Genomic DNA, 25691 nt, shown 5'->3' with positions numbered 1-25691 from the left:
ACCCCCGGCGGAGTTGGTGCTCGGCCTGCCCCGTCACCGGCCGGCCTCCTGCGTGGTGTTCAAGATGTTGACGCCGCGGAACAGCGCCGACGGACAGCCGTGGGAGACCGCCGCCACCTGGCCCGGCTGCGCCTTGCCGCAGTTGAAGGCGCCGCCCAGCACATAGGTCTGCGGGCCGCCGACCTGCTCCATCGACCCCCAGAACTCGGTGGTCGTGGCCTGGTACGCCACATCCCGCAGCTGCCCCGCCAGCCGCCCGTTCTCGATGCGGAAGAACCGCTGCCCCGTGAACTGGAAGTTGTACCGCTGCATGTCGATGGACCAGGAGCGGTCCCCGACCACGTAGATCCCCCGCTCGACGCCCCCGATCAGGTCCTCCGTGGAAAGCCCGCCCGGCGCCGGCTGGAGGGAGACGTTCGCCATCCGCTGCACCGGTACGTGGGCGGGGGAGTCCGCGTACGCGCAGCCGTTCGACCGGCCGAGACCGGTCAGCTTCGCGATCCGCCGGTCGAGCTGGTAGCCCACCAGCCTGCCGTTCCTGATCAGATCCCAGGACTGGGCCGCGACGCCCTCGTCGTCGTACCCGACCGTCGCCAGTCCGTGCTCCGCGGTACGGTCGCCGGTCACGTTCATCACCGAGGAGCCGTACTCCAGCTTCCCCAGCTGGTCGAAGGTGGCGAACGAGGTGCCCGCGTACGCCGCCTCGTAGCCCAGCGCCCGGTCCAGCTCGGTGGCGTGACCGATCGACTCGTGGATGGTCAGCCAGAGGTTGGAGGGGTCGACGACCAGGTCGTAGCGGCCCGCCTCGACACCTGGCGCCCGCATCTTCTCCGCCAGCAGCTCCGGGATCCGCTCCAGCTCCGACTCCCAGTCCCAGCCGGTGCCGGTCAGATACTCCCAGCCCCGGCCCGCCGGTGGCGCGATCGTCCGCATCGAGTCGAACTCGCCGGACGACCCGTTCACCGCGACCGCCGTGAACTCGGGATGGAGCCGGACCCGCTGCTGGGTGGTGACGGTCCCCGCGGTGTCCGCGTAGAACTTGTTCTCCTGCACGGTCAGCAGCGACGCGTCGACATGCGCGACCCCGTCCGCCGCGAGCAGCCGCGCGCTCCGCTCGGCCAGCAGCGCGGCCTTCTCCGCGTCCGGCACGTCGAAGGGGTTGATCTCGTACGACGAGACCCAGCTCCGGTCCTCGTGCACCGGCTCGTCGGCCAGCTCCACCCGCTCGTCCGAACCCGCGGCCGCGATCACCCGCGCCGACAGCTTCGCCATCGCCACCGCCTGCCCCGCCACCCGGGCCGCCGCGTCCATGGTCAGGTCGACCCCGGAGGCGAAGCCCCAGGCACCGCCGTGCACCACCCGGACCGCGTACCCGAGGTCGGTGGTGTCGGACGATCCGGCCGGGCGGGCGTCCCGCAGCCGCCAGGAGGCACTGCGGACCCGTTCGAACCGGAAGTCGGCGTGATCGGCGCCGAGGGCCCTCGCCCGGGCCAGCGCCGCGTCGGCGAGCGCCCGCAGCGGCAGCGCCGTGAACGCCGCGTCGATGGAATGAGGCACCAATGTCTCCTGTCGTCGAGACCGGCGGTCCGCCTTCGTCCTGCCGGTCGTGCCCGATCATGTCGCGGGGAAGCAGCCCTTGCCCAGCGGCTTTGCCCCGGCCGCCGGACGGCCCCGGCGGAGGACCGGGCCCGGGGCCGGGCGGGGCATCCGGCGGCGCACCCTTATGTAGGGATCCAACAGTGCCGCGTGGAAGGCGCTGTCAGGGCCCGATTCTCCGGGAGCGTCCCCCGCCCGATAGTTTCGGGGATATCGGGGGTACCAGTCCGCTATTCGAAAGGGTGATCCGTTGAGCCGCTCGGTTCTTGTCACCGGAGGAAACCGGGGCATCGGCCTCGCCATCGCCCGCGCATTCGCCGACGCGGGCGACCAGGTCGCGATCACATACCGCTCCGGCGAGCCCCCGGCGGGCTTCCTCGCCGTCCGCTGCGACATCACCGACTCCGAACAGGTGGAGCAGGCGTACAAGGAGATCGAGGAGAAGCACGGCCCGGTCGAGGTGCTGGTGGCCAATGCCGGCATCACCAAGGACCAGTTGCTGATGCGGATGTCGGAGGAGGACTTCGTCTCCGTCCTCGACACCAACCTCACGGGCACCTTCCGCGTCGTCAAGCGCGCCAACCGGGCGATGCTGCGCGCCAAGAAGGGCCGCGTGGTGCTGATCTCGTCCGTCGTCGGACTCCTCGGCTCCGCCGGACAGGCCAACTACGCCGCCTCCAAGGCCGGTCTCGTCGGCTTCGCCCGTTCCCTCGCCCGGGAGCTGGGCTCCCGGAACATCACCTTCAACGTCGTCGCGCCCGGCTTCGTCGACACCGACATGACGCAGTCGCTCAGCGAGGAGCAGCGGAAGGGCATCATCGCCCAGGTCCCGGCCGGCCGCTATGCGCAGCCGGAGGAGATCGCCGCCGCCGTGCGCTTCCTCGCCTCCGACGACGCCTCGTACATCACTGGAGCCGTCATTCCCGTTGACGGCGGATTGGGCATGGGTCACTGATCACATGAGTGGAATCCTCGCCGGCAAGCGCATCCTCGTCACGGGTGTCCTCACCGACGCCTCCATCGCCTTCCACGCCGCCAAGGTGGCGCAGGAGGAGGGCGCGGAGGTCATCCTCACCGGCTTCGGCCGGCTCTCCCTCGTCGAGCGGATCTCCAAGCGGCTGCCCAAGCCCGTGCCGGTGATCGAACTGGACGTCACCAACCAGGAGCACCTCGACGGGCTCGCGGACCGGATCCGGGAGCACGCGAGCGACGACTCCGGTCTCGACGGCATCGTCCACTCCATCGCCTTCGGACCGCAGGGCGCGTTCAACTTCCTCGGGGCCTCCTGGGAGGACGTGTCCACCGCCGTCCAGGTCTCCGCCTACTCCCACAAGTCGCTGGCGATGGCCTGTCTGCCGCTGATGGAGGAGCGCGGCGGTTCGATCGTGGGCCTCACCTTCGACGCCACCGTCGCCTGGCCCAAGTACGACTGGATGGGTGTCGCCAAGGCGGCCCTGGAGTCCACCAACCGCTACCTCGCGCGCGATCTGGGCCCCAAGGGCATCCGCTGCAACCTCATCTCCGCCGGCCCCCTCAAGTCGATGGCGGCCAAGTCGATCCCCGGTTTCGAGGACCTCTCGGACGTGTGGAACCACCGGGCGCCGCTCGGCTGGGACCAGACCGACCCGGACCCGGCGGGCCGCGGCATCGTCGGTCTGCTGTCGGACTTCTTCCCCCGCACCACCGGCTCGGTCCTGCACGTGGACGGCGGCGTCCACATGATGGGTGCCTGACCGGCACTTCCGGTACGGCTTCCGGTACGGCGCAGAGCGCGACGACGCCCCGCTTCCCCGCAGCGCGCGGGGGGCGGGGCGTCGCCCGTTCGGCCGCCGCCGGGTGCGGCGGGCGGCCGGGCGGGGGAGGGTGGAACCGTCAATCCCCCTTGTGGTGCAGCCGCGGCCCGGCGGGCCGCCGTACGGCCGAGGAGGTCACGCCCGTGCTGACGATCCGCCGCACCGCGCCGCTCCTCGCCGCCCCCCTGTCGGCCGTCGTACTGCTCTGGGCGGGCTCCGGCGCCGCATCGGGCCGCGCCGGTGCGGACGGGCCGGGGCCGGAGGCGTACCAGGAACCGCGGACGTACGAGGCGGACTGCCGTACCGAGATCACCGGTTCCCGGGCCACGGCCTACTGCCACAACCCCTATCCGGTGACCGACCGGGTCAGACTGCATGTGGAGTGCGACCGCTGGTGGGACGTGGACGCCGACGGCACGCCCGCCGATATCGGCCCCGCCGGATATGTGGAGCTGACGGACCGCTGCTGGAAGGAGATCCGGGCGGTCTGGGTCACCCACCAGCCGTTCGGGGGCGGCTGAGACAGGCGAACGGATAGCCGGCCGCCTCCGCCGCCGCGGTCTCGCCGTCGCCGGAGCGGATCGCCTCGACCAGCGTCGCATGGTCCATATGGTGTTCCGGCCGCAGCTCGGGGCCGACGTCCTCGGTCAGCCAGTTGCGCAGGACGTCTCCCAGATCCGCGTACAGCTCGCCGAGTACGTCGTTGTGGGCGGCCGCGACGACCGCCATGTGGAAGGTCATATCGGCGGCGACGAACTGCGCCGCGTCCCCGCTGCGCCAGGCCTCCTCCCGGCGGACCAGCAGTGCGTCGAGCTGCTGGAGATCGCGTTCGGTACGCCGTTCGGCGGCCCGCCCGGCGGCGGCGGACTCCAGGGCCGAGCGCACCTCGGCGATATGGCGCGGGGAGGCCCCGGCGAAGCGGCGGTGCATCACCCCGGCCAGTTCGCTGGTCGCGAGGACATAGGTGCCCGAACCCTGGCGGATGTCCAGCAGACCGTTGTGGGCCAGGGCGCGAACCGCCTCACGGACGGTGTTGCGGGCCACGCCGAGCTGCTCCACCAACTCCGGTTCGGTCGGGATGCGCGAGCCGACCGGCCACTCGCCGGAGGTGATCTGGTTCCGCAGCTGTGCGATCACCTGGTCGGTGAGCCCCGAGCGCCGGGGAGAGGTCAACGACATCAGTGCTCCGTGTGTTCTGGGACGGCCCGGGACGTACAGGGTCTGCGTATGGAGTCCAGTATGAGCGGTCACCAGTGGACAACCAATCATCCCATGATTCTATGATGGTGCCATGTCTGACGAGTCCGCCACCCGTACCACCGCCCCGGCTGCCGTCCGTACGCCCTCCGGCGCGCGGCCGGTCCCCGGCCCTGTGGATCCGGCCCCACCGGCGTCCACCGCCTCCCGGAGCGTCTGGTTCCGCCGGCTCGTCATGGTCGCCGTCGTCCTGGCCGCCCTCAACCTCCGCCCCGCCATCACCGGCCTCGGTGCCCTGCTGGAAGAGGTCCGCGCCGGGCTGGGCATGAGCGGAGCCGTCGCCGGGATCCTCACCTCGGTTCCCGCGGTCACCTTCGCCGTCTTCGGTATCGCGGCACCCCGGCTGGCCCGCCGCCACGGACCCGCCGTCGTCGTCTGCGCGGGCATGGCCGCCATCGCCGCCGGTCTGCTGATCCGGCCGTACGCGGGAGGTACCCCCGGATTCGTCGCCGCCACCGCCCTGGCGCTGATCGGCATCGCCGTGAGCAACGTCCTGATGCCGGTGATCGTCAAGCGGTACTTCCCCGACCGGGTCGGCACCATGACCGGGCTGTACTCCATGGCCCTGGCCATCGGCACCTCCACCGCGGCCGCCGCCACCGTTCCGCTGACCGGTGCGCTGGGCGGCGACTGGCGGACCGGCCTCGCGGTCTGGGGACTTCTCGCGGCCGTCGCCGTGCTGCCGTGGGTTCTGGTGGTACGGAGCCGAGGACGCCACCCCGATACGGCCCCGGTCCCGGCCGCCCCGGCCCCGGTCCCGGCTCCGGCCGTCTCCACCGCACCGGCCGCACCGGGCGCCGGCCGCCCCGCCGGGTCGATCGTCCGCAGCCCCACCGCCTGGGCCCTCGCCGGATTCTTCGGCCTCCAGGCCACCGGCGCGTACATCACCATGGGCTGGCTGCCGCAGATCTTCCGGGACGCGGGTGTCCCCGCGTCCACCGCCGGACTGCTGCTCGCCGTCACCATGGTCATGGGCGTACCGCTCGCCTTCGTCATCCCCCGGCTCGCCGCCCGCTTCCGCACCCAGGGCCCCATCGCCGCCGTCCTCGGTCTGAGCGGACTCGCCGGATACACCGGACTGCTTCTGGCGCCCGCCGAGGGCGCCTGGGCCTGGGCCCTGCTGCTCGGCCTCTCCAACTGCGCCTTCCCGCTCGCCCTCACCATGATCGGCATGCGCTCGCGCTCGGCCGCCGGAACCGTCAGGCTCTCCGCGTTCGCCCAGTCCACCGGCTATCTGATCTCCATCCCCGGCCCGCTGCTGGTCGGCGTCCTCTATGAGCACACCGGCAGCTGGGGGCTGCCCGTCGCGCTGATGGCGGGGCTGCTGGTGCCGCAGATCGTGCTCGGGACGCTGGCAGGCCGGGACCGGACGATCGAGGACGAGACGGGGATGCGAGACTGAGCCCATGAAGCCAGTCCTCGAACCCAATCCCCAGAACGGACAGCGCAAGCTGCTCCTCGTCTTCGCGACGATGATCGGCTTCTTCGTGGTGGTCGGCATCATCGCGACCATCGCCTCGCCCTGACCGGGCAGTTGCCGGACCGGCCGCCGCGGCCCCGCCCCGGCGGCGGGTGCTGGGGCTAACCCCCGTATCCCCTAGGGGGCCGGCATCAGGGGCGAGTGGGTGGGCTTCCGGATGGGCGCCGGAATCCCCGGTCACTACGGTGGAACCACTCGCCCGTCGTCCGCGGACCGGCCCCAGGAGGCGTTCATGTCCGCCCATCCGCCCAGCCCTTCGCCCCCGGGCGCCGGAGCCGCCGGCCGTCTGCCCTGGTGGGGACTGGCCGTCCCGGTACTCGTCTTCGTCCTCCTCGCCCTGATAGCCGAACCGGCTCGGGCGGAGTCCGCCGACGGCACCCCGGCCCTCGCCCCGGTGCTGGAGTACCTCCGGCAGCTGCTGGTCCGCTGACCCCGGACCCCCGCAGGTCCGCCCGGTGATCGGGACGTCAACACCCCGCGCCCGATGGCCCGTTTCATGCGAAGCTGGTGGCATGAGCGTCGCCACGACTTCCGGAGGGGCAGCCTCCGGATCTCCCGAGTCCCGCAGGATCGTCCTCCTCAGGCATGCCAAGGCCGACTGGCCCGAGGTGTCCGACCACGAGCGTCCCCTGGCCGACCGCGGCCGCAAGGACGCCCCCGTCGCCGGACGCCGGCTCGCCGGTTCCGGAATCAGCTTCGATCTCGCCCTCTGCTCCTCCGCCGCCCGCACCCGCGAGACCTGGAAGCTGGCCGTCGCCGAGCTGCCCCACCGTCCCCGGACGGTCTACGAGGAGCGGATGTACGAGGCCTCCCTGGGCGAGCTGATCGCCCTGCTGAACGAGGTCTCCGACGAGGTCAGGGACATCGTTCTGATCGGCCACAACCCCGGGATGCACGCCTTGGCCGACGCTCTGACCGGGCAGGCGGAGGGCGATCTCCTCGCCCGGATGAACCGCAGCGGTTTCCCGACCGCGGCCTTCGCCGTCCTCGGCTTCACCGGCTCCTGGAAGTCCGTCGAGCACGGCGTCGGCACACTCACCGACTTCTGGACGCCCCACTCCTGATCCGCAGGGCCTCCCTTCCGGAACCTGCCGGGGCCCGTTGATCCGGCCCGGTCCGGAAGAAGACCCCCGGCCGACGACGACGGCCCCGGCACGCATCCGCGCCGGGGCCGTTCGCCGTACCGCAGCCGTACCGCAGCCCGGCCGTTAGCCGTACCGCAGCCGTACCGCCCTACTGCCCGGGTGGTCCGGCGTCCCGAGCAGATGGACCCGGGGCCCTCCCGTGCGCCGGGAACCGGCCACGGGCCCGCTGCGGGCGCAGCCCCTGGCCCGTAACGCATCCGCCGCCCCTGGCACGCCCGCCCGGGGCCCGCCGGACGGACCCGGCTCGGACTCGGCTCAGAGCGCGGCTTCGCCGGGCCCGGCCGGCTCCGCGGCGTCCGCGGCCTCGACCTCTTCGCGGGTGATGCCCAGCAGATAGAGCACGGCGTCCAGGAACGGCACATTCACCGCCGTATGGGCGGCCTCCCGGACCACCGGCTTGGCGTTGAACGCCACCCCGAGCCCGGCCGCGTTCAGCATGTCCAGGTCATTGGCGCCGTCGCCGATCGCCACCGTCTGCGCCAGCGGCACCCCGGCCTCGGCCGCGAACCGCCGCAGCAGTCTCGCCTTCCCCGCCCGGTCCACTATCTCGCCGGTGACCCGCCCGGTCAGCTTGCCGTCCACGATCTCCAGCGTGTTCGCCGAGGCGAAGTCGAGCCCCAGCCGCTCCTGCAGATCGTCCGTCACCTGGGTGAATCCGCCCGAGACCACACCCACCTGGAACCCGAGCCGCTTCAGGGTCCGGATCAGCGTCCGGGCGCCCGGCGTCAGCCGTACCTCCGCCCGCACCTTGTCCACCACCGAGGCGTCCAGCCCCGCCAGCAGCGCCACCCGGGCGTGCAGCGACTGCTCGAAGTCGAGTTCCCCGCGCATCGCGGCGGCCGTGACCTCGGCGACCTGCTCCTCACAGCCCGCGTGCGCCGCGAACAGCTCGATGACCTCGTCCTGGATGAGCGTCGAGTCGACGTCCATCACCACCAGCCGCTGGGCACGCCGGTGCAGCCCCGCGGAGACCACCGCCACATCGACACCGATCTCGGCCGCGCAGGTCGCCAGCGCCGTCCGCAGCGCCTCGGTCGCCGCGCCCGACACCGCGAACTCCACCGCGGTCACCGGATACTTGGCCAGCCGGAAGATCCGGTCGATATTGCCGCCGGTCTCCGTGATCCTGGCCGCTATGGCGGCCGTCGACTCGGCCGTCAGCGGATGCCCGAGTACCGTCACATGCGAGCGGCCGATCCCTCGCGGACGGTTGTCGCCCGTGCCCGAGATGATCTCCGCCTGGAGCTTCATCGACTCGGCCCAGCCGTGGACGGTGGCCCGCAGCTCGCCCTCGTCGGCACCCGCCGCCGTCGGCGCGGTGACCAGGGCGCACAGCACCAGGCGGCCCCGGGAGACGACCTGCTCGATATCGACCACGTCGACCGCGTAGGCGGCCAGGGTGTCGAACAGACCGGCGGTGATACCCGGCCGGTCCTTCCCGAAGATCTTGACCAGAAGAGTACGTACGTCGGAATTCTGCGAAGCGCTCATGGTGTGTCCCACCGTAACCGCGAAAGGTTACGGCGAGACGACACGTCCCGGTTGCTGGACACCGGTCACCGGGGATCCGGCGGCCGGCGCAGATAGGGATTGGTCCCGGGATCCGGCGGCCGGTACGGCGGCGCCGGATCGTAGGGGCCCGGTGGGCCGCCCCCGCGGCCGTACCGCCCGGGACCCGCCGCGTCCGGGGCGCCGCCGGGCGCCTTCGGCCCGGATCCGCCGCCGGACGGCACCGCCGTGGGCTCCCCGGTGAGCCGCCCGCGCCCCCGGTACCAGGCCGCGTACACCAGCAGTGCGCCCGCGCAGCCCGCGCCCGCGCCCCACAGTGCGCCCAGCGCCGCCGCCCGGCCCGTCCGTCCGGCCAGTTCGATTCCCGCCCCGAAGGCGTCGAAGCCCAGCACCGAGAGGGAAGCGCCCACGGACACCCGGGTCAGCCACACCAGCAGCGGCAGCGCGAGGGCCGTCAGCGCCCCGAGGCGTACCGCGCACCGGACGGCGAACCCGGCCGCACCCCCTGCGCCGATCGGGGTACGGGCCGCCGCCAGCACCCCCGCGTGCAGCATCAGCACCGCCGCGCCCACCGCCAGCAGCCAGACCCGCCCGTCGAGACCGGCGAGCCGGTCGACCGTCACGGGCTCGTCCGCCGTGAGCCGGAGGAGTTCACCGAGCGGATCGGGGAGCGCGGCCTCGGCGAGCGCGCCCTCGGCCTGTCCGTCGAAGGGGACGAACAGCCCGAGCGGGACCCCGGTCCAGACCCCGTTCGGCGCCCCGAGCAGCGCCGACCCGGCGATCAGCCTCGGATGCTCGTCCCCGACGGCCGCGTACGCCGCCGCTGCCCAGCCCGCCGCCACGGCGGCCAGCGCCACCGAGACCAGCGCCGAGGCCGCGGGCCTGACCTGACGGTGGATCCGGCCCAGGACACCCGGCAGCGGGCACCGGCCCACCAGCAGCGCGATCGCCAGCACCCCGGCCGCCCAGAGCAGCGCCCCGAGGACCGACGGCACCGTGTCCACCCGGAATCCGACCGACGCCCGCGCGCCCACCAGATCCGCCGGCCCGTCCCGCAGACCCCCGCCGCCGATGAGATCGCCGAGGTCGACGCTGCCGAGTCCGGGCACCAGGGTCCCGCCGCCACCACCGCCACCGTTGCCGATGCCCCGTCCGTCGAACGTGACCGCATCGCGGCCCGCCCAGGCCAGCCCCGCGGTCACCCCGGCGAACAGCAGCACCACCGCCCCGGCCCGGACAGCGAGTTCGCTCCCCCCGACGGCCGTGCCCGCCCGCCGCAGCGAGCGCAGGAAGACGTACGCCAGTAACAGGGCCCCGGCCAGAGCCACGCCGAGCGGTGCGAGGTCGACGGCCGTCCGGGCCTGCCCGCCGTCCAGACCGAACGCCGACACGTCCCCGGACGGTCTCACCGTGCCGCCCACCGCCAGGAGCACCACGGCGGCGGTCAGCGGCCCGAGCCGCCCGTGGGCATCCGCCTCCAGAAGGTGCAGACCCAGCGCGGCCACCGCGCCCATCGCGACGTACGCCCAGCTCACCGCGGCGACGGCGGTGAGCAGCACATCGCCCCACGGCACCGGGCGTACCCGCCGCTGCGCCGGGGCCCGATGGCGCCCCGCCCCGCGGGTCAGGCCGCCCGATCCGTCCGTGCCCGCCACGAGACCCCCCGATCCCCCCGCCGTCCGCCGGGGCCGCCGGGCCCCGTCGCGGTGCGGGGGAGTGCTGGACGGATACCACTGTCCGGCGGGGCCCGCGTCCCGTCAACGGGCCGTGCGTTTCCGGCCGTCGCGCTCGCCGCGCGGCCCGGCTTTCCTCCCGGCCGCCGCGCCTGGAATAGTTCCCCCGACTGTTCGCAGCCCTTTTGGACTCCCCGTCACGGGGGTCGTTCGGGGGACAAGCAAGTGGGGCATGGAGTGCGGGAACTCGTACTGGAATGGAACGGCCGGTTCTGGACGCTCGACCCGTCCAGAACGTACACACTGGGGCGGGATCCACACGGTGACGTGGTGCTGGACGACGCCCGGGTCTCGTGGCGGCACGCGGCTATCCGCTGGAGCGGCCGCAATTGGCTCATCGAGGACCACGGCAGCACCAACGGCACCTATGCGGAGGGCCACCGGATCCAACAGGCCGACCTCGCGCCCGGTTCCACGGTGCGTCTGGGCAACGCGACCGACGGTCCGCTGCTGACGCTGGCCGCCTCAACCGCGGGCCCGGCCACGGCGGCACCCGCCACCGCCGTCCCGACACCCGTCCGGACACCTGTTCAGGCACCCGCTCAGGCCCAGGCGTCCCCGCCGTACGCCCCGCCCGCCGGGCCGGACCCCCAACAGCACCAGCACATATCCCCGCAGCAGCACCTTCCGCAGGTCCCCGCCCAGCAGCCCCCGCCCCACCAGGGCCAGAGCCCCGGCGACCGCAGCCCCACCACCTTCCACCAGCTGGCCCTCGGCCGGGTGATGCGCATCGGCCGCGCCCTGGAGAACGAACTCGTCGTCTCCGACCTCCAGGTCTCGCGCCACCACGCCGAGTTCACCGCCGGCCCCGACGGCCGCTTCCAGCTCCGCGACCTCGGCTCGCACAACGGCACCTACGTCAACGGCCGGCCGATGGCCAAATCGGGCACGGTCCTCATCGGCCCCCCGGACATCGTCGGCATCGGCCACTCCACCTTCCGCGTCGTCGGCGACCGCCTCGAAGAGTTCGTCGACACCGGTGAGATCTCGTTCTCGGCCCGGCAACTGACCGTCACCGTCGACGGCGGCAAGGAGATCCTCAAGGACGTCTCCTTCGGCGTTCCGGAGAAGTCGCTGGTCGCCGTGATCGGCCCGTCGGGCTCCGGAAAATCGACCCTGCTCAAGGCACTCACCGGCTACCGCCCCGCCGACCGGGGCGAAGTCCTCTACGACCAGCGCAGTCTCTACAAGCACTTCGCCGAGCTGCGCCAGCGGATCGGACTCGTCCCGCAGGACGACATCCTCCACAAGGAACTGACCGTCCGGAAGGCACTGCGCTACGCGGCCAAGCTCCGCTTCCCCGGCGACACCGCCGCCGCCGAGCGGGAGGCCCGGATCGACGAGGTGCTGCGCGAGCTGAAGCTCGACATCCACCGGGACAAGAAGATCACGGCTCTCTCCGGCGGCCAGCGCAAGCGGGTCTCCGTCGCGCTCGAACTGCTCACCAAACCGTCGCTGATCTTCCTCGACGAGCCGACGTCCGGGCTCGACCCGGGCATGGACCGCGATGTGATGCAGCTGTTGCGCGGCCTCGCCGACGACGGCCGTACGGTCCTGGTGGTCACGCACTCGGTCGCCGAGCTGAGCCTCTGCGACAAACTGCTGGTGATGGCCCCCGGCGGCGCCGTCGCCTACTTCGGCCCGCCCGACGAGGCGCTCAACTTCTTCGGCTACGAAACCTGGGCCGATGTCTTCTCCGCCTTCGAGAACTACCGCGACTACGACTGGGCGGGACGCTGGCGCGGTTCGCAGCACTACCGGCTCTACGCCGGAGAACCGGACGCCGCCGCGCCGCCGCAGCCGGCCCCCGCGGCGGACCGGCAGCTCCGCCCGACGAAACCGCAGAGCTGGGGCGCCCAGCTGTTCACCCTGATCCGCCGCTATCTCTCGGTCATCGGCTCCGACAAGGGCTTTATGGGCCTGATGGTGATCCTGCCCGCCGTACTCGGACTGGTCAGCGTGGTCATTCCGGCGAAGTTCGGCCTGGCCCCGGCAACCACCGCGGGAAAGTTCAATCCGGACGCCGGCACGATCATCCTGATCATCGCGGTCGGTATGTGTTTCTCCGGGGCCGCGAATTCCGTCCGCGAGCTGATCAAGGAACGGGTGATCTACGAACGGGAACGGGCCACCGGCCTCTCCCGCTCCGCCTATCTGATGTCCAAGGTCATCGTCCTCGGAATGATCACCGCGCTCCAGGGTGTCATCATCTGCGCGATCGGCTTCGCCCGCCGCACCCTGCCCGAAGAGGGCCTGCTGATGCCGCCCGCGGCCGAGATGTGTCTGATGATCATCGCCCTCGGATTCACCTCGATGATGTTCGGTCTGATCATCTCGTCCCTGGTCAGGACCGCCGAGAAGACCATGCCGCTGCTGGTGATGTTCGCGATCGTCCAGGTCGTGTTCACCGGGGTGCTCTTCAAGGTGTACGGATCACCCGGCCTGGAGCAGTTCACCTGGCTGATGCCGTCCCGCTGGGCCGTCGCCGGCGTCGCGACCACGCTCGACCTCGGGCAGGTGATGCCGCCCTGGGACCAGAAGAATCCCGGCGACACCGACCCCCTGTGGGAGAGTACGGCCGCCCAGTGGGGGATCAACCTCACCGTTCTCCTCGCCATCGGCGTGATCTGCGGTTTCGTCGTGGCCAGGCTGCTGCGTCGGCACGAGCCCGAGGTCATGCGCAAGTAGTCCGCCGCCGCGCGCCCGCAGCCGGGCGCGCACGACGACGCCGGAAGGGCGGCACCCCGTGCGGGTGCCGCCCTTCCGGCGTCCGGAGAGGTCCGTCGACGGCTCAGTAGGCGCCGAAGACGTTGTCGATGGTGCCGTAGCGGTCGGCGGCGTAGTTGGCCGCGGCGACGATGTTGGCGACCGGGTGGTACAGGTCGAAGGGGGTGCCCTTGACGTGGTAGGCGTTGAACGTGGGCTGGATCACCTGGAGCAGACCCTTGGACGGGATGCCGTTCTGGGCGTTGATGTCCCAGTTGTTGATCGCCCGCGGGTTACCGCTGGACTCACGGATGATGTTGCGGTGCAGCCCGTTGTACGTACCCGGGATGTCGTGCTTGTCCATGATGTCGAGGGCCTCGCGGATCCAGCCGTCGAGGTTGTTCGCGTACGTCTTCGGCGCGGCGGCCGGAGCTGCGGCGGCCTTCTTGGCGGCGTTCGCGGCGGCCGCCTTCTTGGCGGCGACCTCGGCGGTGGCCTTCTTCACGGCGGCCTCGGCGGCGTTCTTGGTGTCGGCCTTGGCCTGGACGGCCTTCTCGACGGCCGCCTGCACCTGGGTGTCCAGGCTGGACTTCTGGGCGTCGGCACCGGTGCTCAGCACGGCGGCCTGGACGGCCTCGGCGCTGACGGCCGCGGGGGCCGCCTTGGCGTTCACCGGGGCGGCCTCGGCAGGCGTGGCACCGGCGGGGACGAGGGAGAGGGTGATGGCTGCGGCGCCGGCGGTGGCGATACCGGCGATCGAGACCTTGCGGGCCTTGGTCATGCGGATGCTGGGCGCGGACATACAGACGTACCTCTTCGGATCGGGGAATTGCCGCCCGAAAGCAATTTCGGGCCGGAGCGGCGTCGCGCTCCACGGCGGGGCGGCAACGAGAAACAATTCTTAGCGCCGGCAAAAACCCCTGGCAATCATGTGACGTACGACCCCGGATAGTGGAGCGGGCCCTCGGGAGAACGGCCGTTCTCCGGGCCCGCGCCAGCTCACGGCCTCTTTATTTCTCCACTATCGGGATTCGTAAGTGACCTGCGCCCTATGCTCGGGCTCACATCGCCACCCCACCGATTTCACCTTGTGTTGCGATGGCAATTCGATACGTGAGGAGATCGGGCGGGCAGCAGCGGCCGGATGCTCCGAACCCGCGCCACGGACAGCCGGGCCGCGCCGCCGTACAACAGGAAAGGGGCCGCCGGCACCCGCAGCCGTACGGCTCCCCTGCTCCCACCCGGCCCGCCCGCCGCCTCCGCCCCGCGCACGGGCCTCACGGCGGATCCGCCCGCCCGCCGCCCGGCCGCCCCCCCGGGTCACCGTCCCGGCCGGCTCACCCCGACGGCAGCAGGGACCGCGCCCCGTACCGTCCGCTCACGGGCCGCTCGTCCAGCAGCCGGAGGAAAGCCGGTACCACCGACTCCGGAGCGGGGCGGTACTCGCCGCCGGCCGGCACCGCCGCCCTATGCAGATCCGTGTCCATATCCCCCGGGTCCACCGCCCACACCCGCAGCCCCGGCTCCTCCACCGCCAGCACCGCCACCAGCTGGTCCAGCGCCGCCTTCGCCGCCCCGTAGCCGCCCCACGTCTCGTACGCCTCCGCCGCCGCCTCCGAGCTGATCGCGATCACCGTCCCCGCCGCCGACACCCGCAGCAGCGGCAGCGCCTCCTGCACCAGCCCCAGCGCCGCCACCACATTCACCTCCAGCGCCTCCCGCAGACCCGCCAGGGGCTGTACGTCCAGCCGCACCAGCGGCTCGGCCCCCAGCACGCTCGCATTGCTGACCAGCAGATCGAGCCCGCCCAGCCGCCCGGCCGCCGCGACCAGCTCCGCACGGTGCCCCGGGTCCGTGACATCCCCCGGCACGGCCACCACCCGCGTTCCGTACGCCTCCGCCTCCCGCGCGGCCCGGGCCAGGACCGCCGCGGTACGAGCCCCCAGCACCAGATCCCAGCCCCGCGCGGCCAGCCCCAGCGCCAGCGCCCGGCCCAGCCCCTTCGAACCCCCCGTGACCACCGCTACCGGCATATCGGCATCTCCTCACCTGTCTCCGGGCCTCTCCGGCACCGGTCCCCGGGCCACCCCCGCTCACCGGCGCCCGCACCGACCACCGTAGAAACCGCCCCACAGGCGTACCTCGTCCGCCGGACCCCTTCCGACCAGGCACTTCGACCTAGGCCCCGGGTCCTAGCCGCCCGTTGTCCACAGGCCGATACGGCTCGGCCCGGCCGCCGGTACGGTGAGCACATGAGCCACCGACCCAGCTCCGGCCTCGCCGCTGTGAGCACCGCACTCCTCGCGATGAGCAGACAGATGGAGGTGCGGGACGTCCTCAAGACGATCGTCGCCTCCGCCCGCGAACTGCTCGACGCCGAGTACGCGGCCCTGGGCGTCCCCGACGACCACGGAGGCTTCGCCCAGTTCGTCGTCGACGGCGTCGGCGACGACCAGTGGAAGGCCATCGGCCCCCTGCCCCGGCAGCACGGCGTGCTCGCCGCGATGCTCCACGACGCCCGCACCGAACGGCTCGCCGACGTCCGGGAGGACCCCCGCTTCGGCGGCTGGCCCGCGGCACACCCCGATATGAAGGACTTCCTCGGCCTCCCCGTCAGAGACGGCGACGAGACCATCGGCGCCCTCTTCCTCGCCAACAAGCGCTGCCCCCGCACCGACGGCGGCTGCGGCTTCACCGAAGACGACGAGGAACTCCTGTCGATCCTCGCCCAGCACGCCGCGATCGCCCTCACCAACGCCCGGCTCTACGAGCGCAGCCGCGAACTGACCATCGCCGAGGAACGTTCCCGCCTCGCCCACGAACTCCACGACGCCGTCAGCCAGAAGCTCTTCTCCCTGCGGCTGACCGCCCAGGCCGCCGCCGCCCTCGTCGACCGCCACCCGGCCCGCGCCAAAGAGGAGCTCCAGCAGGTCGCCGAGCTGGCCGCCGAGGCCGCCGACGAACTACGGGCGGCCGTCGTCGAACTGCGCCCCGCCGCACTCGACGAAGACGGGCTGATCAACACCCTCCGCACCCAGATCCAGGTGCTCGACCGGGCCCACACCGCCCGGGTCACCTTCGACACCTGCGGCCTCAAGGCCCTCCCCGCGGCCCAGGAGGAAGCCCTGCTCCGCGTCGCCCAGGAAGCCCTCCACAACGCCCTGCGCCACTCCGGCGCCGAACGGGTCGACGTCAGCCTCACCCGCCGCGGCCCAGGCGCCGCCCTCAGCGTCACCGACAACGGCAAGGGATTCGACCCCCGCACGGTCCGCCGGGCCGGCCGCCACCTCGGACTCGTCTCCATGCGCGACCGCGCGAGCGGCGTCGGCGGACGGCTCCGGGTGAATTCCGCCCCCGGCCGGGGCACCACGATCGAAATGGAGGTCCCCGGTGGGTGACCGCACCAGCCGCATCAGGGTCCTGCTCGTCGACGACCACCAGGTCGTCCGCCGCGGACTGCGCACCTTCCTGGAGGTCCAGGAGGACATCGAGGTCGTCGGCGAGGCGGGCGACGGCGACGAGGGCGTCGCCCGCGCCGAGGAACTGCGGCCGGACGTCGTTCTCATGGACGTCAAGATGCCCGGCACCGACGGCATCGAGGCGCTCCGCAGACTCCGCGGACTGGACAATCCGGCGAAGGTCCTCATCGTCACCAGCTTCACCGAACAGCGGACCGTCGTCCCCGCCCTGCGCGCCGGCGCCTCCGGATACGTCTACAAGGACATCGACCCCGAGGCGCTCGCCGGAGCCATCCGCTCCGTCCACGCCGGACACGTCCTCCTCCAGCCCGAGGTCGCCGGGGCCCTGCTCTCCCAGGACGATCCGAACACCGGATCGGGCCGCGGCGGAACCCTCACCGAAAGGGAGCGCGAAGTCCTGGGCCTGATCGCGGACGGCCGCTCCAACCGGGAGATCGCCCGCGCCCTCGTGCTCTCCGAGAAGACCGTCAAGACCCATGTGTCCAACATCCTGATGAAGCTCGACCTCGCGGACCGCACCCAGGCCGCCCTCTGGGCCGTACGCCACGGCCTGACCACCTGATCCCCGCCACCGGGAGTACGCCCAGGGAGTTCCCGGACCATCGGAGATTCATACTGTCGGATGAATGTCACCCGGACGGCGCAACTCCCGCGCTGCCCGGCCGTTCTCCAGTGCGTGCCGCGGCGCCCGCCGCGGCCGATGCCCAGGAGGACAACGCACGTGAAGAACCTGAAGAAGGCCGCCGCCCTGACCATGATCACCGGCAGCCTGGTGGCCGCCGGTGCCGGCATCGCCTCCGCCACCCCCGGCGCCCACGCCGCGGGCTCGGCGGTCAACTCCCCGGGCGTCGCCTCCGGCAACCTGGTCCAGGTCCCGGTCCACATCCCGGTGAACGCCTCCGGCAACTCGGTCAACGTCATCGGCCTGCTGAACCCGGCCTTCGGCAACTTCGCCCACAACGGCTGACCGTCCCCGCCCGCCCGGCCGGAGGAACCGTCGCAGCCCTCCGGCCGGGCAGCCCGCCTCAGCGCCCCCGCTCCCGCTCCTCCACATACGCGTTGTACGCGGCCACCCGGGCCCGCCGCGCCACCCGCTCCACCGGCCGCAGCGCCTCCCCGCGCGCCGCCATCTCGGAGGCGCTCACCGCACCCCCGGGCCCGTTCTCGTACGCCACCGAGACCAGCAGCCCCACCCGCTCCGCCAGCTCCAGCACCCGCACCGCCCGCGGCGGATAGCCCGGCGCCAGGCCCGCCCTCCCGGCCTCGGCCCGCGCCCGGTAGGCGTCGATCGCCGCCTCGGCCACCGGCCCCGAGGCCGCCACGTCCAGCTGCGAAAGCACCCGGGTCGCCTCCCGCAGCCCCTCCGCCAGCTCCCGCTCCGCCTCACCGAGCGACGGCACATCCGCCGGCGGCGCCTCCCGCACCGGCAGACACTCCCAGACGACCTCCGCATGCACATCGCCCGCGGGCCCCACCTCGGTCACCGACGGCACCAGCCCCCACGCCGCCCCATGACCGACCACCGCCTCCCCGGCCTCCAGCGCCCGGGCGTTGAACTCCGCAGGCCCGCTCAGCCCCAGCGGATGCCCCGCCACCGGCAGCGCCACCCGCCAGCCCGTCACCCCCAGCGTCCGCAACCGCCCCAGGGCCAGCGTCAGCCCCACCGGCCCCGGCTCACCCGGCAGCCCCCGCACCCGGTGCACAGCGTCCTCACCGCGGATCGCCACCGCAGCGTCGTCGGGCGACACCAGCCCCGCCAACAGGGCGTTGCCCCATACCGCGAGCCGTCCTGAACGTGGTTCCGAAGGATCCGAGATCATGCCCCCAGCCTAAGTTCCCGCCCGGAACTCCGGCTCCGAACCGGCCCGTCGGCCGCCACCCGACGCGATCTACGATGGAGCCGACAACGAATCAGGGGGACATATGACCGATCAGCAGGCCGGGGACCGTACCGGAGCCGTACCGCCACCGCCTGTCCCTCCCGGGCAGCCGCCCGCCGGACCCTACGGCCCCCCGGTGCCGACGGCCCCCGCCGGACTGCCGGGCAACGCCTACGGCGCCTGGACACCCCAGCCCGGCCAGGGCCCCTACCCGCACCCGTACCCCTACCCCGGCGTCAAGCCGCTGCCGTCCCTGCAGAACGGCAAGGGCACCACGGCCATGGTGCTCGGACTCAGCGCCATCAGCAGCTTCTACATCTACGGCGTCCCCGCCGTCGTCCTCGGCATCCTCGCGGTGATCTTCGGCGTCATCGGCATCCGCAAGGCGAAGCGAGGCGAGGCCGACAACGGCAGCCAGGCCCGCATCGGCCTCGTCACCGGCGCCATCGGGATCGCACTCGGCACCGTCTTCCTCGTCCTGGTCGCCGTCTTCTGGGAGCATCTCCCGGAGGACGAGGACCGGTACGGCGAATCGGACCCCTTCTCCTACTCCCTCGTCCGCTCCGCCGCCGAATAGCACCGGCACACAGCGCGATCAGGCGATCCGCCCCCGCCCCCGGCACCGCCGACGAGCGGCCCGGGGGACGGGGAAGCCCGGCAGGTGGCGTAGATTTCATCGAGGGGCGGCCCGCACACGTCAAGCCCCCGGACACCTCACAACACGACTGGATGGGGAGACAACGCGCTCATGAGCGATGTACTGGAGCTGGTGGACGTATCCGTGGTCCGCGACGGACGCGCTCTGGTGGACGACGTCTCCTGGTCGGTCAAAGAAGGCGAGCGCTGGATCATCCTCGGCCCCAACGGCGCCGGGAAGACCACCCTGCTCAACCTGGCCTCCAGCTACCTCTTCCCCAGCACCGGCACCGTCCGCATCCTCGACGAGCGCCTCGGCGGGGTGGACGTCTTCGAGCTCCGCCCCCGCATCGGCATGGCGGGCATCGCCATGGCGGAGAAGCTCCCCAAGCGCCAGACCGTGCTCCAGACGGTCCTCACCGCCGCCTACGGCATGACCGCGACCTGGCACGAGAACTACGACCCGGTCGACGAGGAGCGCGCCCGCGCTTTCCTCGACCGCCTCGGCATGACCGAGTACCTCGACCGCAAGTTCGGCACCCTCTCCGAGGGCGAGCGCAAGCGCACCCTGATCGCCCGCGCCATGATGACCGACCCGGAGCTGCTCCTCCTCGACGAGCCCGCCGCCGGACTCGACCTCGGAGGCCGGGAGGACCTGGTCCGCCGCCTCGGCCGACTGGCCCGGGACCCGTACGCCCCCTCCATGATCATGGTCACGCACCATGTCGAGGAGATCGCCCCCGGGTTCACCCACGTTCTGATGATCCGCCAGGGCAAGGTCCTCGCCGCCGGTCCCATCGAGATGGAACTGACCTCCCGCAACCTCTCCCGCTGCTTCGGCCTGCCGCTCGTCGTCGAGCAGCGGGGCGACCGCTGGACCGCCCACGGACTTCCGCTGGGCTGACCGGCGCCCGCCCCGCGCCGGTCCGGAGCCGTCGCCCTCTGTCCCGAGCCGATCCGCCGACCTACCATGACCATGTGGAAATCGACGCGTGGGTGTGGTGGCTGATCGGCGCGGTCGGACTGGGCATTCCGCTCGTCCTGACGGCGATGCCGGAGTTCGGCATGTTCTCGGCGGGCGCGGTGGCCGCCGCCGTCACGGCGGCGCTCGGCGGCGGAATCGTCGTCCAGGTGCTGGTCTTCGTCGTCGTGTCGGTGGCACTGATCGCCGTCGTCCGGCCGATCGCCGCCCGGCACCGCTCCCAGGGCTCCGGGTTCACCAGCGGAGTGGAAGCACTGAAAGGCCGTCAGGCCGTCGTACTGGAACGCGTCGACGGCAACGGCGGCCGGATCAAACTCGCCGGTGAGGTGTGGTCCGCCCGGCCTCTGGACCCCGAGGCGAGCTACGAACCGGGCCGGCAGGTCGACGTGGTCGAGATCGACGGAGCGACCGCCGTCGTCATCTGACCGGAAAGAGCCCCACGACCGCCCCTGATCTGGGAAACTCGATCATCATCACACCATCATCCGGCAGCGAAGGGCACGGGGAAACGCGATGCAACCGATCATCATCGTCCTGATCATTCTGGTGGTGCTGGTCTTCATCGCCCTGATCAAGACGATCCAGGTCATCCCGCAGGCCAGCGCAGCCATCGTCGAACGCTTCGGCCGCTACACCCGCACCCTGAACGCGGGCCTGAACATCGTCGTCCCGTTCATCGACTCCATCCGGAACCGGATCGACCTGCGGGAACAGGTCGTCCCGTTCCCGCCCCAGCCGGTGATCACCCAGGACAACCTGGTCGTCAATATCGACACCGTCATCTATTACCAGGTCACCGACGCCCGTGCCGCGACCTATGAGGTCGCCAGCTATATCCAGGCCATCGAGCAGCTCACCGTCACCACCCTGCGGAACATCATCGGCGGCATGGACCTGGAGCGCACCCTGACCTCCCGCGAGGAGATCAACGCGGCCCTGCGCGGGGTGCTCGACGAGGCCACCGGCAAGTGGGGCATCCGCGTCAACCGCGTCGAGCTGAAGGCCATCGAGCCGCCGACCTCCATCCAGGACTCGATGGAGAAGCAGATGCGCGCGGACCGCGACAAGCGCGCCGCCATCCTCACCGCGGAGGGCATCCGGCAGTCCCAGATCCTGACCGCCGAGGGTGAGAAGCAGTCGGCCATCCTGCGGGCCGAGGGCGAGGCCAAAGCCGCCGCACTGCGGGCCGAGGGCGAGGCCCAGGCGATCCGTACGGTCTTCGAGTCCATCCACGCCGGGGATCCGGACCAGAAGCTCCTCTCGTACCAGTACCTCCAGATGCTGCCGAAGATCGCCGAGGGCGACGCCAACAAGCTCTGGATCGTCCCCAGTGAGATCGGCGACGCCCTGAAGGGCCTCTCCGGAGCCTTCGGCAACCTCGGCGGCGGCGTCCCCGGCTTCAACACCGGCGGCTCCTCGTCCGGCAACGGCACCGGCACCGAGCGGCGTGAGGTGCCCCCGGTCGACTGACCGGTCACTCCTCCGGCATGATCAATGCCCACTGCACTGATCATGGAGGGGCACACTGTGACCATCTGGGAGATGCTTGCTGTCCTTGTCGCGGGCATCGGTGCCGGAACCATCAACACGATCGTCGGTTCCGGCACCCTGATCACCTTCCCCGTTCTTCTCGGGGTCGGTCTGCCCCCGGTCACCGCGACCGTCTCCAACGGCCTCGGCCTGGTAGCCGGCTCCATCAGCGGAGCCATCGGCTACCGGGCCGAACTCGTCGGCCAGCGCAACCGGGTACTGAAGCTCTGCGCGGTGGGCGCGGTCGGCGGCATCATCGGCGCCACCCTGCTGATCGCCCTGCCGAGTACGGCCTTCGAGACCATCGTCCCGGTCCTGGTGACGCTCGCCCTGGTCCTGGTGATCCTCCAGCCGCGGATCTCCCGGGCCGTCCAGCGCCGCCGCGCCGAGAACGGCACCACCGCCGGCGCCGACGGCGGCCCCCTCCTCACCTTCGGACTGCTGCTGTCCAGCATCTACGGCGGCTACTTCACCGCGGCCCAGGGCATCATCTACATGGCCCTGATGGGCATGCTGATCGACGACACCCTCCAGCGGCTGAACGCCGTCAAGAACGTCCTGGCCGTCGTCGTCAACAGCGTCGCCGCGGTCTTCTTCCTCTTCGTCGCCGACTTCGACTGGACCGCTGTCGCCCTGATCGCCGTCGGTTCCACCATCGGGGGCCAGATCGGCGCCAAGGCGGGCCGCCGACTGCCTCCGGGCGCCCTGCGCGCCCTCATCGTCGCCGTCGGCACGATCGCCCTGGTCCAGCTCCTGCTCTACCGCTACGGCTGACCGCCCCCACACACGGACGAGGGCCCGCTCCCCCGGGGGGAGCGGGCCCTCGACACGGTCTCTGCGGTACGGGGTACTAGGCCGCGGGCCGCGCGGACCGGAGCCACTCCGGCAGTTCGGACCGCTCACCGGCCCGCAGGCCCAGCAGCATCGCGTCCGCCGGGGACGGCACGAACGGCTGGTGCAGCAGCGGCATCGCCGCCTGCTCCGGTGTGCGGTCGGCCTTGCGGTGGTTGTCCTCGGAGCAGGAGGCGACCGTATTCAGCCAGGTGTCTCCGCCTCCGTGGGACCGCGGCACCACATGGTCCACGGTCGTGGCACGCCTGCCGCAGTAGGCGCACCGGTGCTGGTCCCTGACCAGCACACCCCGTCTCGACCACGGAGCCTGTCTTCGGAACGGCACCCTGACATATCTGCAGAGCCTGATCACGCGCGGCACCGGTAGATCGACGGTGGCACCGCGGACCCGGAGACCGGGGTGGGCCTGCTCGACAACGGCCTTGTCCTGGAGCACCAGGACCACCGCGCGATTCATCGACACCGTCGACAGTGGTTCGAAGCTCGCGTTGAGCACCAGTGTGTCCCGCATGTTCCCCCACCTCCGTTCACCGGCCCGGCCTGTGCGGGCCCGGGGATGGACCAACTCTGGCCGGACGTGCCGGGATGGACAACGCAATATCCGTCCCGCGCGGGCCGTGGACCCCGGTGGACAGAAAACCTGCCCTGTCCAGATCTCTCCAGGACCCGGACAGGGCAAACAAGAAACGAACGGTCAGTATCGGACCGGGGGGGTCCGTCAGTCCGGCGCGGGTACCTCGTACTCTCCGATGACCGAAGCCCGCGCCAGGGCGTGGAACCGCAGATGGAAGCCGACCACGGCGGGCGAGGCGTCGGAGTCCGGCCCCAGGGTGTCGCTGTCGACCGCGTACACCGTGAACACATAACGGTGGGGTCCGTCGCCCGCCGGGGGAGCGGCGCCGCCGAAATCCTTCGACCCGTAGTCGTTACGGGCGTGCACCGCGCCCTTCGGCAGTCCGGTGAAGGACCCCCCACCGGCCCCGGCGGGAAGCTCGGTCACCGATGCGGGGATATCGAAGAGCACCCAGTGCCAGAATCCGCTGCCGGTCGGAGCGTCCGGGTCGAAGCAGGTCACCGCGAAACTCTTGGTCTCCGCCGGAAACCCCTCCCAGCGCAGCTGCGGGGAGGCATTGCCCTCCGCGTACACCTGGGCGGCGCCGAGCACCGCACCGGGCGCGAGGTCGTCGCTCACCACGGTGAACGCCGGCACCTCGGGATGGAAGTCGTGCGGCAGGGGAGCCCGCTGCTGGGTCACGTCTGCACCTCCGGTTCACTTCACTGTCCAGTAGTGCCACCGACCCTAGGGCACCGTCAGGAAGTGTTTCAGAACCAATTGCGCCGACCGCCGACATCGGTGAGCCACTGGTTGAGGTAGGCAACCCAGTCGGTCGACGCGAAGTCGTGGTGACCGACCCGGAAGGCCTTGAAGGAGTCACTGCCTTCGGTGAACAGTCCGGGCTTTTTGTCCATCTCCAGGATGACGTCCATCTCCCGTTCGTCGGCGACGAACGACAGCTCGACCTGGTTGAGCCCCCGGTACCGCTCCGGCGGGAAGAACTCGATCTCCTGGTAGAACGGCAGCTTCTGCCGGGTGCCCCGGATATGACCGCGCTCCATGTCCGCGCTCTTGAAACGGAACCCGAGCTGCCCGAAGGCGTCGATGATCGCCTGCTGAGCGGGCAGCGGATGGATGGTGATCGGGTCGAGGTCGCCCGCGTCCACGGCCCGCGCGATCGCCAGCTCGGTCCGCACCCCGATGTCCATCCCGCGCATCCGATGGCCACCGATGCTGGTGACCGGCGTCTCCCAGGGGATCTCAAGACCGAACGGCACCACGTGCACCGCTCCGGCCTGCACCTCGAACTCTCCGCCGATGCGCTGCTTGACGAACTCGATGTCCTGCTTGGTCTCGTAGTCGCCGCCCTCGACCTCGACGCGAGCCTGGAGCCCCATGGACAGCCCCTCGACCCGCTGGTCCACGGAACCGCCCTGGATACGCACTTCGCCCTGGACGACTCCACCGGGGACGACGTTCTCCTCGGTCAGTACCGTCTCCACCGAGGCGCCACCGGCACCGAGGCTCGCGAGCAGCTTCTTGAAGGCCATGTCCTGATCCACTCCTTATAAGGGGTTGTGCACCGTGAAAACGCTCGGCGACCGCCTCCGGTTCCGCAGGTACGCTCGGACGCCATGACCGAGCGACCCGACCGTACGCCTCTGCCCAGGACCTTCCTCGACCGCCCGGTGCTGGAGGTCGCGCCCGACCTGCTGGGCCGAGTGCTGGTACGGCGGACGGCCGAGGGCCCCGTCGTGCTCCGCATCACCGAGGTCGAGGCGTACGCGGGCGAGCTGGACCCCGGCTCCCACGCCTTCCGCGGCCGGACCCCGCGCAACGAGGTGATGTTCGGCCCGCCCGGCCATGCCTACGTCTACTTCACCTATGGAATGTGGCACTGCCTCAATGTGGTCTGCGGCCCCGAGGGCCGGGCGAGCGGGGTCCTGCTGCGGGCCGGCGAGATCGTCGAGGGCCAGGAGCTGGCCCGCAAACGTCGAGTCTCGGCCCGTTATGACAAGGAACTGGCCAAAGGACCTGCCCGGCTCGCCACGGCCCTCGCGGTCGACCGCGCTCTCAACGGCACGGACCTCTGTCAGGACGACACCGCTCCCCTGACTCTGCACACCGGCTCCACCCCGGCCCTTGACCTGGTACGCAGCGGTCCCCGTACGGGAGTGGGCGGCGATGGCGCCCAGCACCCCTGGCGTTTCTGGATCGACGGAGACCCCACGGTGAGCCCCTATCGCGCGCATGCCCCCCGCAAGAGGTCAACTTGACTCGCCCATCCGGGACGCCTAACGTAGCCCGAGCCGCTTGACACGGGTCCTGCTGTTCAGCAACCCGAAGCGGCCAACCCACCTACTGCTCGACACAGCCCGGACGGGCTCTGTTTTGGCATGCCGAAATGATTTCGGACCGACTCGATTATGAGTCGCCGAGGAAATCGGCTAACGTAGTGGACACGCCGAAAGGCAAAGTCGAAAGACAAAAGGCCGCTTCAACAGGCCGCTGGATTCGAAAGTCCGGACCGGAAACGGAACGGGAAAAGGATCTGGTA

27 protein-coding genes are annotated in these 25691 nt (G+C 71.4%); 17 read left to right on the top strand and 10 right to left on the bottom strand.

What is annotated here, in order from left to right; all coding sequences use genetic code 11:
- Positions 1-33: 33 nt before the first annotated feature.
- A complete protein-coding gene (locus ACIQ9E_RS28550) occupies positions 34-1557 on the bottom strand; it encodes a TldD/PmbA family protein (RefSeq protein ID WP_403711872.1) in 1524 nt (507 codons plus the stop codon).
- 289 nt (positions 1558-1846) lie between these two features.
- Here ACIQ9E_RS28550 and fabG point away from each other — a divergent pair, with 289 nt between their 5' ends.
- The 3 genes from fabG to ACIQ9E_RS28535 all read left to right on the top strand — a co-directional run bounded on the left by fabG (position 1847) and on the right by ACIQ9E_RS28535 (position 3910).
- Entirely contained in the window at positions 1847-2551 is a 705-nt protein-coding gene (gene fabG, locus ACIQ9E_RS28545) for a 3-oxoacyl-[acyl-carrier-protein] reductase (protein WP_006350042.1), read from the top strand.
- Positions 2552-2555: 4 nt separating this feature from the next.
- The gene (fabI, locus tag ACIQ9E_RS28540; protein ID WP_006350043.1) at positions 2556-3329 is read left to right on the top strand and encodes an enoyl-ACP reductase FabI; all 774 of its coding nucleotides are present in this window, start codon (positions 2556-2558) and stop codon (positions 3327-3329) included.
- A gap of 203 nt (positions 3330-3532) precedes the next feature.
- Positions 3533-3910 (top strand): hypothetical protein, encoded by a 378-nt coding sequence (locus ACIQ9E_RS28535; protein ID WP_403711869.1) that lies wholly within the window; start codon positions 3533-3535, stop codon positions 3908-3910.
- Here ACIQ9E_RS28535 and ACIQ9E_RS28530 read toward each other — a convergent pair.
- Positions 3882-4568: a FadR/GntR family transcriptional regulator gene (locus tag ACIQ9E_RS28530; protein WP_403711867.1), complete on the bottom strand. Its 687-nt coding sequence runs from the start codon at positions 4566-4568 to the stop codon at positions 3882-3884. The genes ACIQ9E_RS28535 and ACIQ9E_RS28530 overlap by 29 nt on opposite strands.
- Before the next feature lie 112 nt (positions 4569-4680).
- Here ACIQ9E_RS28530 and ACIQ9E_RS28525 point away from each other — a divergent pair, with 112 nt between their 5' ends.
- The 4 genes from ACIQ9E_RS28525 to ACIQ9E_RS28510 all read left to right on the top strand — a co-directional run bounded on the left by ACIQ9E_RS28525 (position 4681) and on the right by ACIQ9E_RS28510 (position 7190).
- Positions 4681-6048 carry a CynX/NimT family MFS transporter gene (locus tag ACIQ9E_RS28525; protein WP_403711865.1) on the top strand — a complete coding sequence of 456 codons (1368 nt, stop codon included), beginning with the start codon at positions 4681-4683 and terminating at the stop codon, positions 6046-6048.
- 4 nt (positions 6049-6052) lie between these two features.
- Positions 6053-6172, top strand: coding sequence for an SGM_5486 family transporter-associated protein (locus ACIQ9E_RS28520; RefSeq protein ID WP_006350047.1), 120 nt, complete (start codon positions 6053-6055; stop codon positions 6170-6172).
- Between the two features lie 186 nt (positions 6173-6358).
- Entirely contained in the window at positions 6359-6556 is a 198-nt protein-coding gene (locus ACIQ9E_RS28515) for a hypothetical protein (protein WP_403711864.1), read from the top strand.
- An 82-nt stretch (positions 6557-6638) separates the two neighbouring features.
- On the top strand, positions 6639-7190 hold the full coding sequence (locus ACIQ9E_RS28510) for a SixA phosphatase family protein (RefSeq protein WP_403711862.1): 552 nt from the start codon (positions 6639-6641) through the stop codon (positions 7188-7190).
- 336 nt (positions 7191-7526) lie between these two features.
- Here ACIQ9E_RS28510 and serB read toward each other — a convergent pair whose 3' ends face one another.
- Positions 7527-8762 (bottom strand): phosphoserine phosphatase SerB, encoded by a 1236-nt coding sequence (serB, locus tag ACIQ9E_RS28505; protein WP_403711860.1) that lies wholly within the window; start codon positions 8760-8762, stop codon positions 7527-7529.
- A 65-nt stretch (positions 8763-8827) separates the two neighbouring features.
- Positions 8828-10435, bottom strand: a complete 1608-nt coding sequence (locus ACIQ9E_RS28500) for a streptophobe family protein (RefSeq protein WP_403711858.1) — start codon at positions 10433-10435, stop codon at positions 8828-8830.
- 255 nt (positions 10436-10690) lie between these two features.
- Here ACIQ9E_RS28500 and ACIQ9E_RS28495 point away from each other — a divergent pair, with 255 nt between their 5' ends.
- On the top strand, positions 10691-13201 hold the full coding sequence (locus tag ACIQ9E_RS28495) for an FHA domain-containing protein (RefSeq protein WP_403712023.1): 2511 nt from the start codon (positions 10691-10693) through the stop codon (positions 13199-13201).
- A 103-nt stretch (positions 13202-13304) separates the two neighbouring features.
- Here the strand turns inward: ACIQ9E_RS28495 and ACIQ9E_RS28490 are convergent, their stop codons facing one another.
- Both ACIQ9E_RS28490 and ACIQ9E_RS28485 read right to left on the bottom strand, forming a co-directional pair.
- On the bottom strand, positions 13305-14021 hold the full coding sequence (locus ACIQ9E_RS28490; protein ID WP_403711857.1) for a transglycosylase SLT domain-containing protein: 717 nt from the start codon (positions 14019-14021) through the stop codon (positions 13305-13307).
- A gap of 535 nt (positions 14022-14556) precedes the next feature.
- Positions 14557-15252: an SDR family NAD(P)-dependent oxidoreductase gene (locus ACIQ9E_RS28485; RefSeq protein ID WP_403711855.1), complete on the bottom strand. Its 696-nt coding sequence runs from the start codon at positions 15250-15252 to the stop codon at positions 14557-14559.
- A 219-nt stretch (positions 15253-15471) separates the two neighbouring features.
- On the opposite strand from ACIQ9E_RS28485, the gene ACIQ9E_RS28480 reads away from it, so the two are divergent.
- The 3 genes from ACIQ9E_RS28480 to ACIQ9E_RS28470 all read left to right on the top strand — a co-directional run bounded on the left by ACIQ9E_RS28480 (position 15472) and on the right by ACIQ9E_RS28470 (position 17665).
- The gene (locus tag ACIQ9E_RS28480; RefSeq protein ID WP_403711853.1) at positions 15472-16617 is read left to right on the top strand and encodes a GAF domain-containing sensor histidine kinase; all 1146 of its coding nucleotides are present in this window, start codon (positions 15472-15474) and stop codon (positions 16615-16617) included.
- On the top strand, positions 16610-17260 hold the full coding sequence (locus ACIQ9E_RS28475; RefSeq protein WP_403711851.1) for a response regulator: 651 nt from the start codon (positions 16610-16612) through the stop codon (positions 17258-17260). The genes ACIQ9E_RS28480 and ACIQ9E_RS28475 overlap by 8 nt, the downstream gene beginning before the upstream one ends.
- A 159-nt stretch (positions 17261-17419) precedes the next feature.
- Positions 17420-17665 (top strand): chaplin, encoded by a 246-nt coding sequence (locus tag ACIQ9E_RS28470; RefSeq protein WP_403711850.1) that lies wholly within the window; start codon positions 17420-17422, stop codon positions 17663-17665.
- A 58-nt stretch (positions 17666-17723) separates the two neighbouring features.
- Here the strand turns inward: ACIQ9E_RS28470 and ACIQ9E_RS28465 are convergent, their stop codons facing one another.
- On the bottom strand, positions 17724-18518 hold the full coding sequence (locus ACIQ9E_RS28465) for a hypothetical protein (protein ID WP_403711848.1): 795 nt from the start codon (positions 18516-18518) through the stop codon (positions 17724-17726).
- Positions 18519-18714: 196 nt separating this feature from the next.
- Between ACIQ9E_RS28465 and ACIQ9E_RS28460 the strand changes: the two genes are divergently transcribed.
- From ACIQ9E_RS28460 to ACIQ9E_RS28440, 5 genes are all read left to right on the top strand, one after another.
- Positions 18715-19155: a DUF4190 domain-containing protein gene (locus ACIQ9E_RS28460; RefSeq protein WP_403711847.1), complete on the top strand. Its 441-nt coding sequence runs from the start codon at positions 18715-18717 to the stop codon at positions 19153-19155.
- 171 nt (positions 19156-19326) lie between these two features.
- Positions 19327-20118, top strand: a complete 792-nt coding sequence (locus ACIQ9E_RS28455) for an ABC transporter ATP-binding protein (protein WP_146479399.1) — start codon at positions 19327-19329, stop codon at positions 20116-20118.
- Between the two features lie 74 nt (positions 20119-20192).
- The gene (locus ACIQ9E_RS28450) at positions 20193-20621 is read left to right on the top strand and encodes an NfeD family protein (RefSeq protein ID WP_403711845.1); all 429 of its coding nucleotides are present in this window, start codon (positions 20193-20195) and stop codon (positions 20619-20621) included.
- 88 nt (positions 20622-20709) lie between these two features.
- Positions 20710-21666 carry an SPFH domain-containing protein gene (locus tag ACIQ9E_RS28445; RefSeq protein ID WP_403711843.1) on the top strand — a complete coding sequence of 319 codons (957 nt, stop codon included), beginning with the start codon at positions 20710-20712 and terminating at the stop codon, positions 21664-21666.
- A 57-nt stretch (positions 21667-21723) separates the two neighbouring features.
- On the top strand, positions 21724-22500 hold the full coding sequence (locus tag ACIQ9E_RS28440) for a sulfite exporter TauE/SafE family protein (RefSeq protein ID WP_403711841.1): 777 nt from the start codon (positions 21724-21726) through the stop codon (positions 22498-22500).
- Between the two features lie 76 nt (positions 22501-22576).
- Here the strand turns inward: ACIQ9E_RS28440 and ACIQ9E_RS28435 are convergent, their stop codons facing one another.
- The 3 genes from ACIQ9E_RS28435 to ACIQ9E_RS28425 all read right to left on the bottom strand — a co-directional run bounded on the left by ACIQ9E_RS28435 (position 22577) and on the right by ACIQ9E_RS28425 (position 24684).
- Positions 22577-23089: an HNH endonuclease gene (locus ACIQ9E_RS28435; protein ID WP_403711839.1), complete on the bottom strand. Its 513-nt coding sequence runs from the start codon at positions 23087-23089 to the stop codon at positions 22577-22579.
- Positions 23090-23296: 207 nt separating this feature from the next.
- Positions 23297-23833, bottom strand: coding sequence for a YbhB/YbcL family Raf kinase inhibitor-like protein (locus tag ACIQ9E_RS28430; RefSeq protein WP_403711837.1), 537 nt, complete (start codon positions 23831-23833; stop codon positions 23297-23299).
- A gap of 68 nt (positions 23834-23901) precedes the next feature.
- Positions 23902-24684 (bottom strand): sporulation protein, encoded by a 783-nt coding sequence (locus tag ACIQ9E_RS28425; protein ID WP_403711835.1) that lies wholly within the window; start codon positions 24682-24684, stop codon positions 23902-23904.
- Between the two features lie 84 nt (positions 24685-24768).
- Between ACIQ9E_RS28425 and ACIQ9E_RS28420 the strand changes: the two genes are divergently transcribed.
- Positions 24769-25410 carry a DNA-3-methyladenine glycosylase gene (locus ACIQ9E_RS28420; protein WP_403711834.1) on the top strand — a complete coding sequence of 214 codons (642 nt, stop codon included), beginning with the start codon at positions 24769-24771 and terminating at the stop codon, positions 25408-25410.
- The last annotated feature ends 281 nt before the right edge of the window (positions 25411-25691 follow it).

The sequence above is a fragment of the Streptomyces sp. NPDC094448 genome, from assembly GCF_044763775.1.
In the GTDB taxonomy this organism is placed as follows: domain Bacteria; phylum Actinomycetota; class Actinomycetes; order Streptomycetales; family Streptomycetaceae; genus Streptomyces.
The sequence above is the reverse complement of the archived record's forward strand: the minus strand, read 5'-3'. Positions and strand labels throughout refer to the sequence as shown.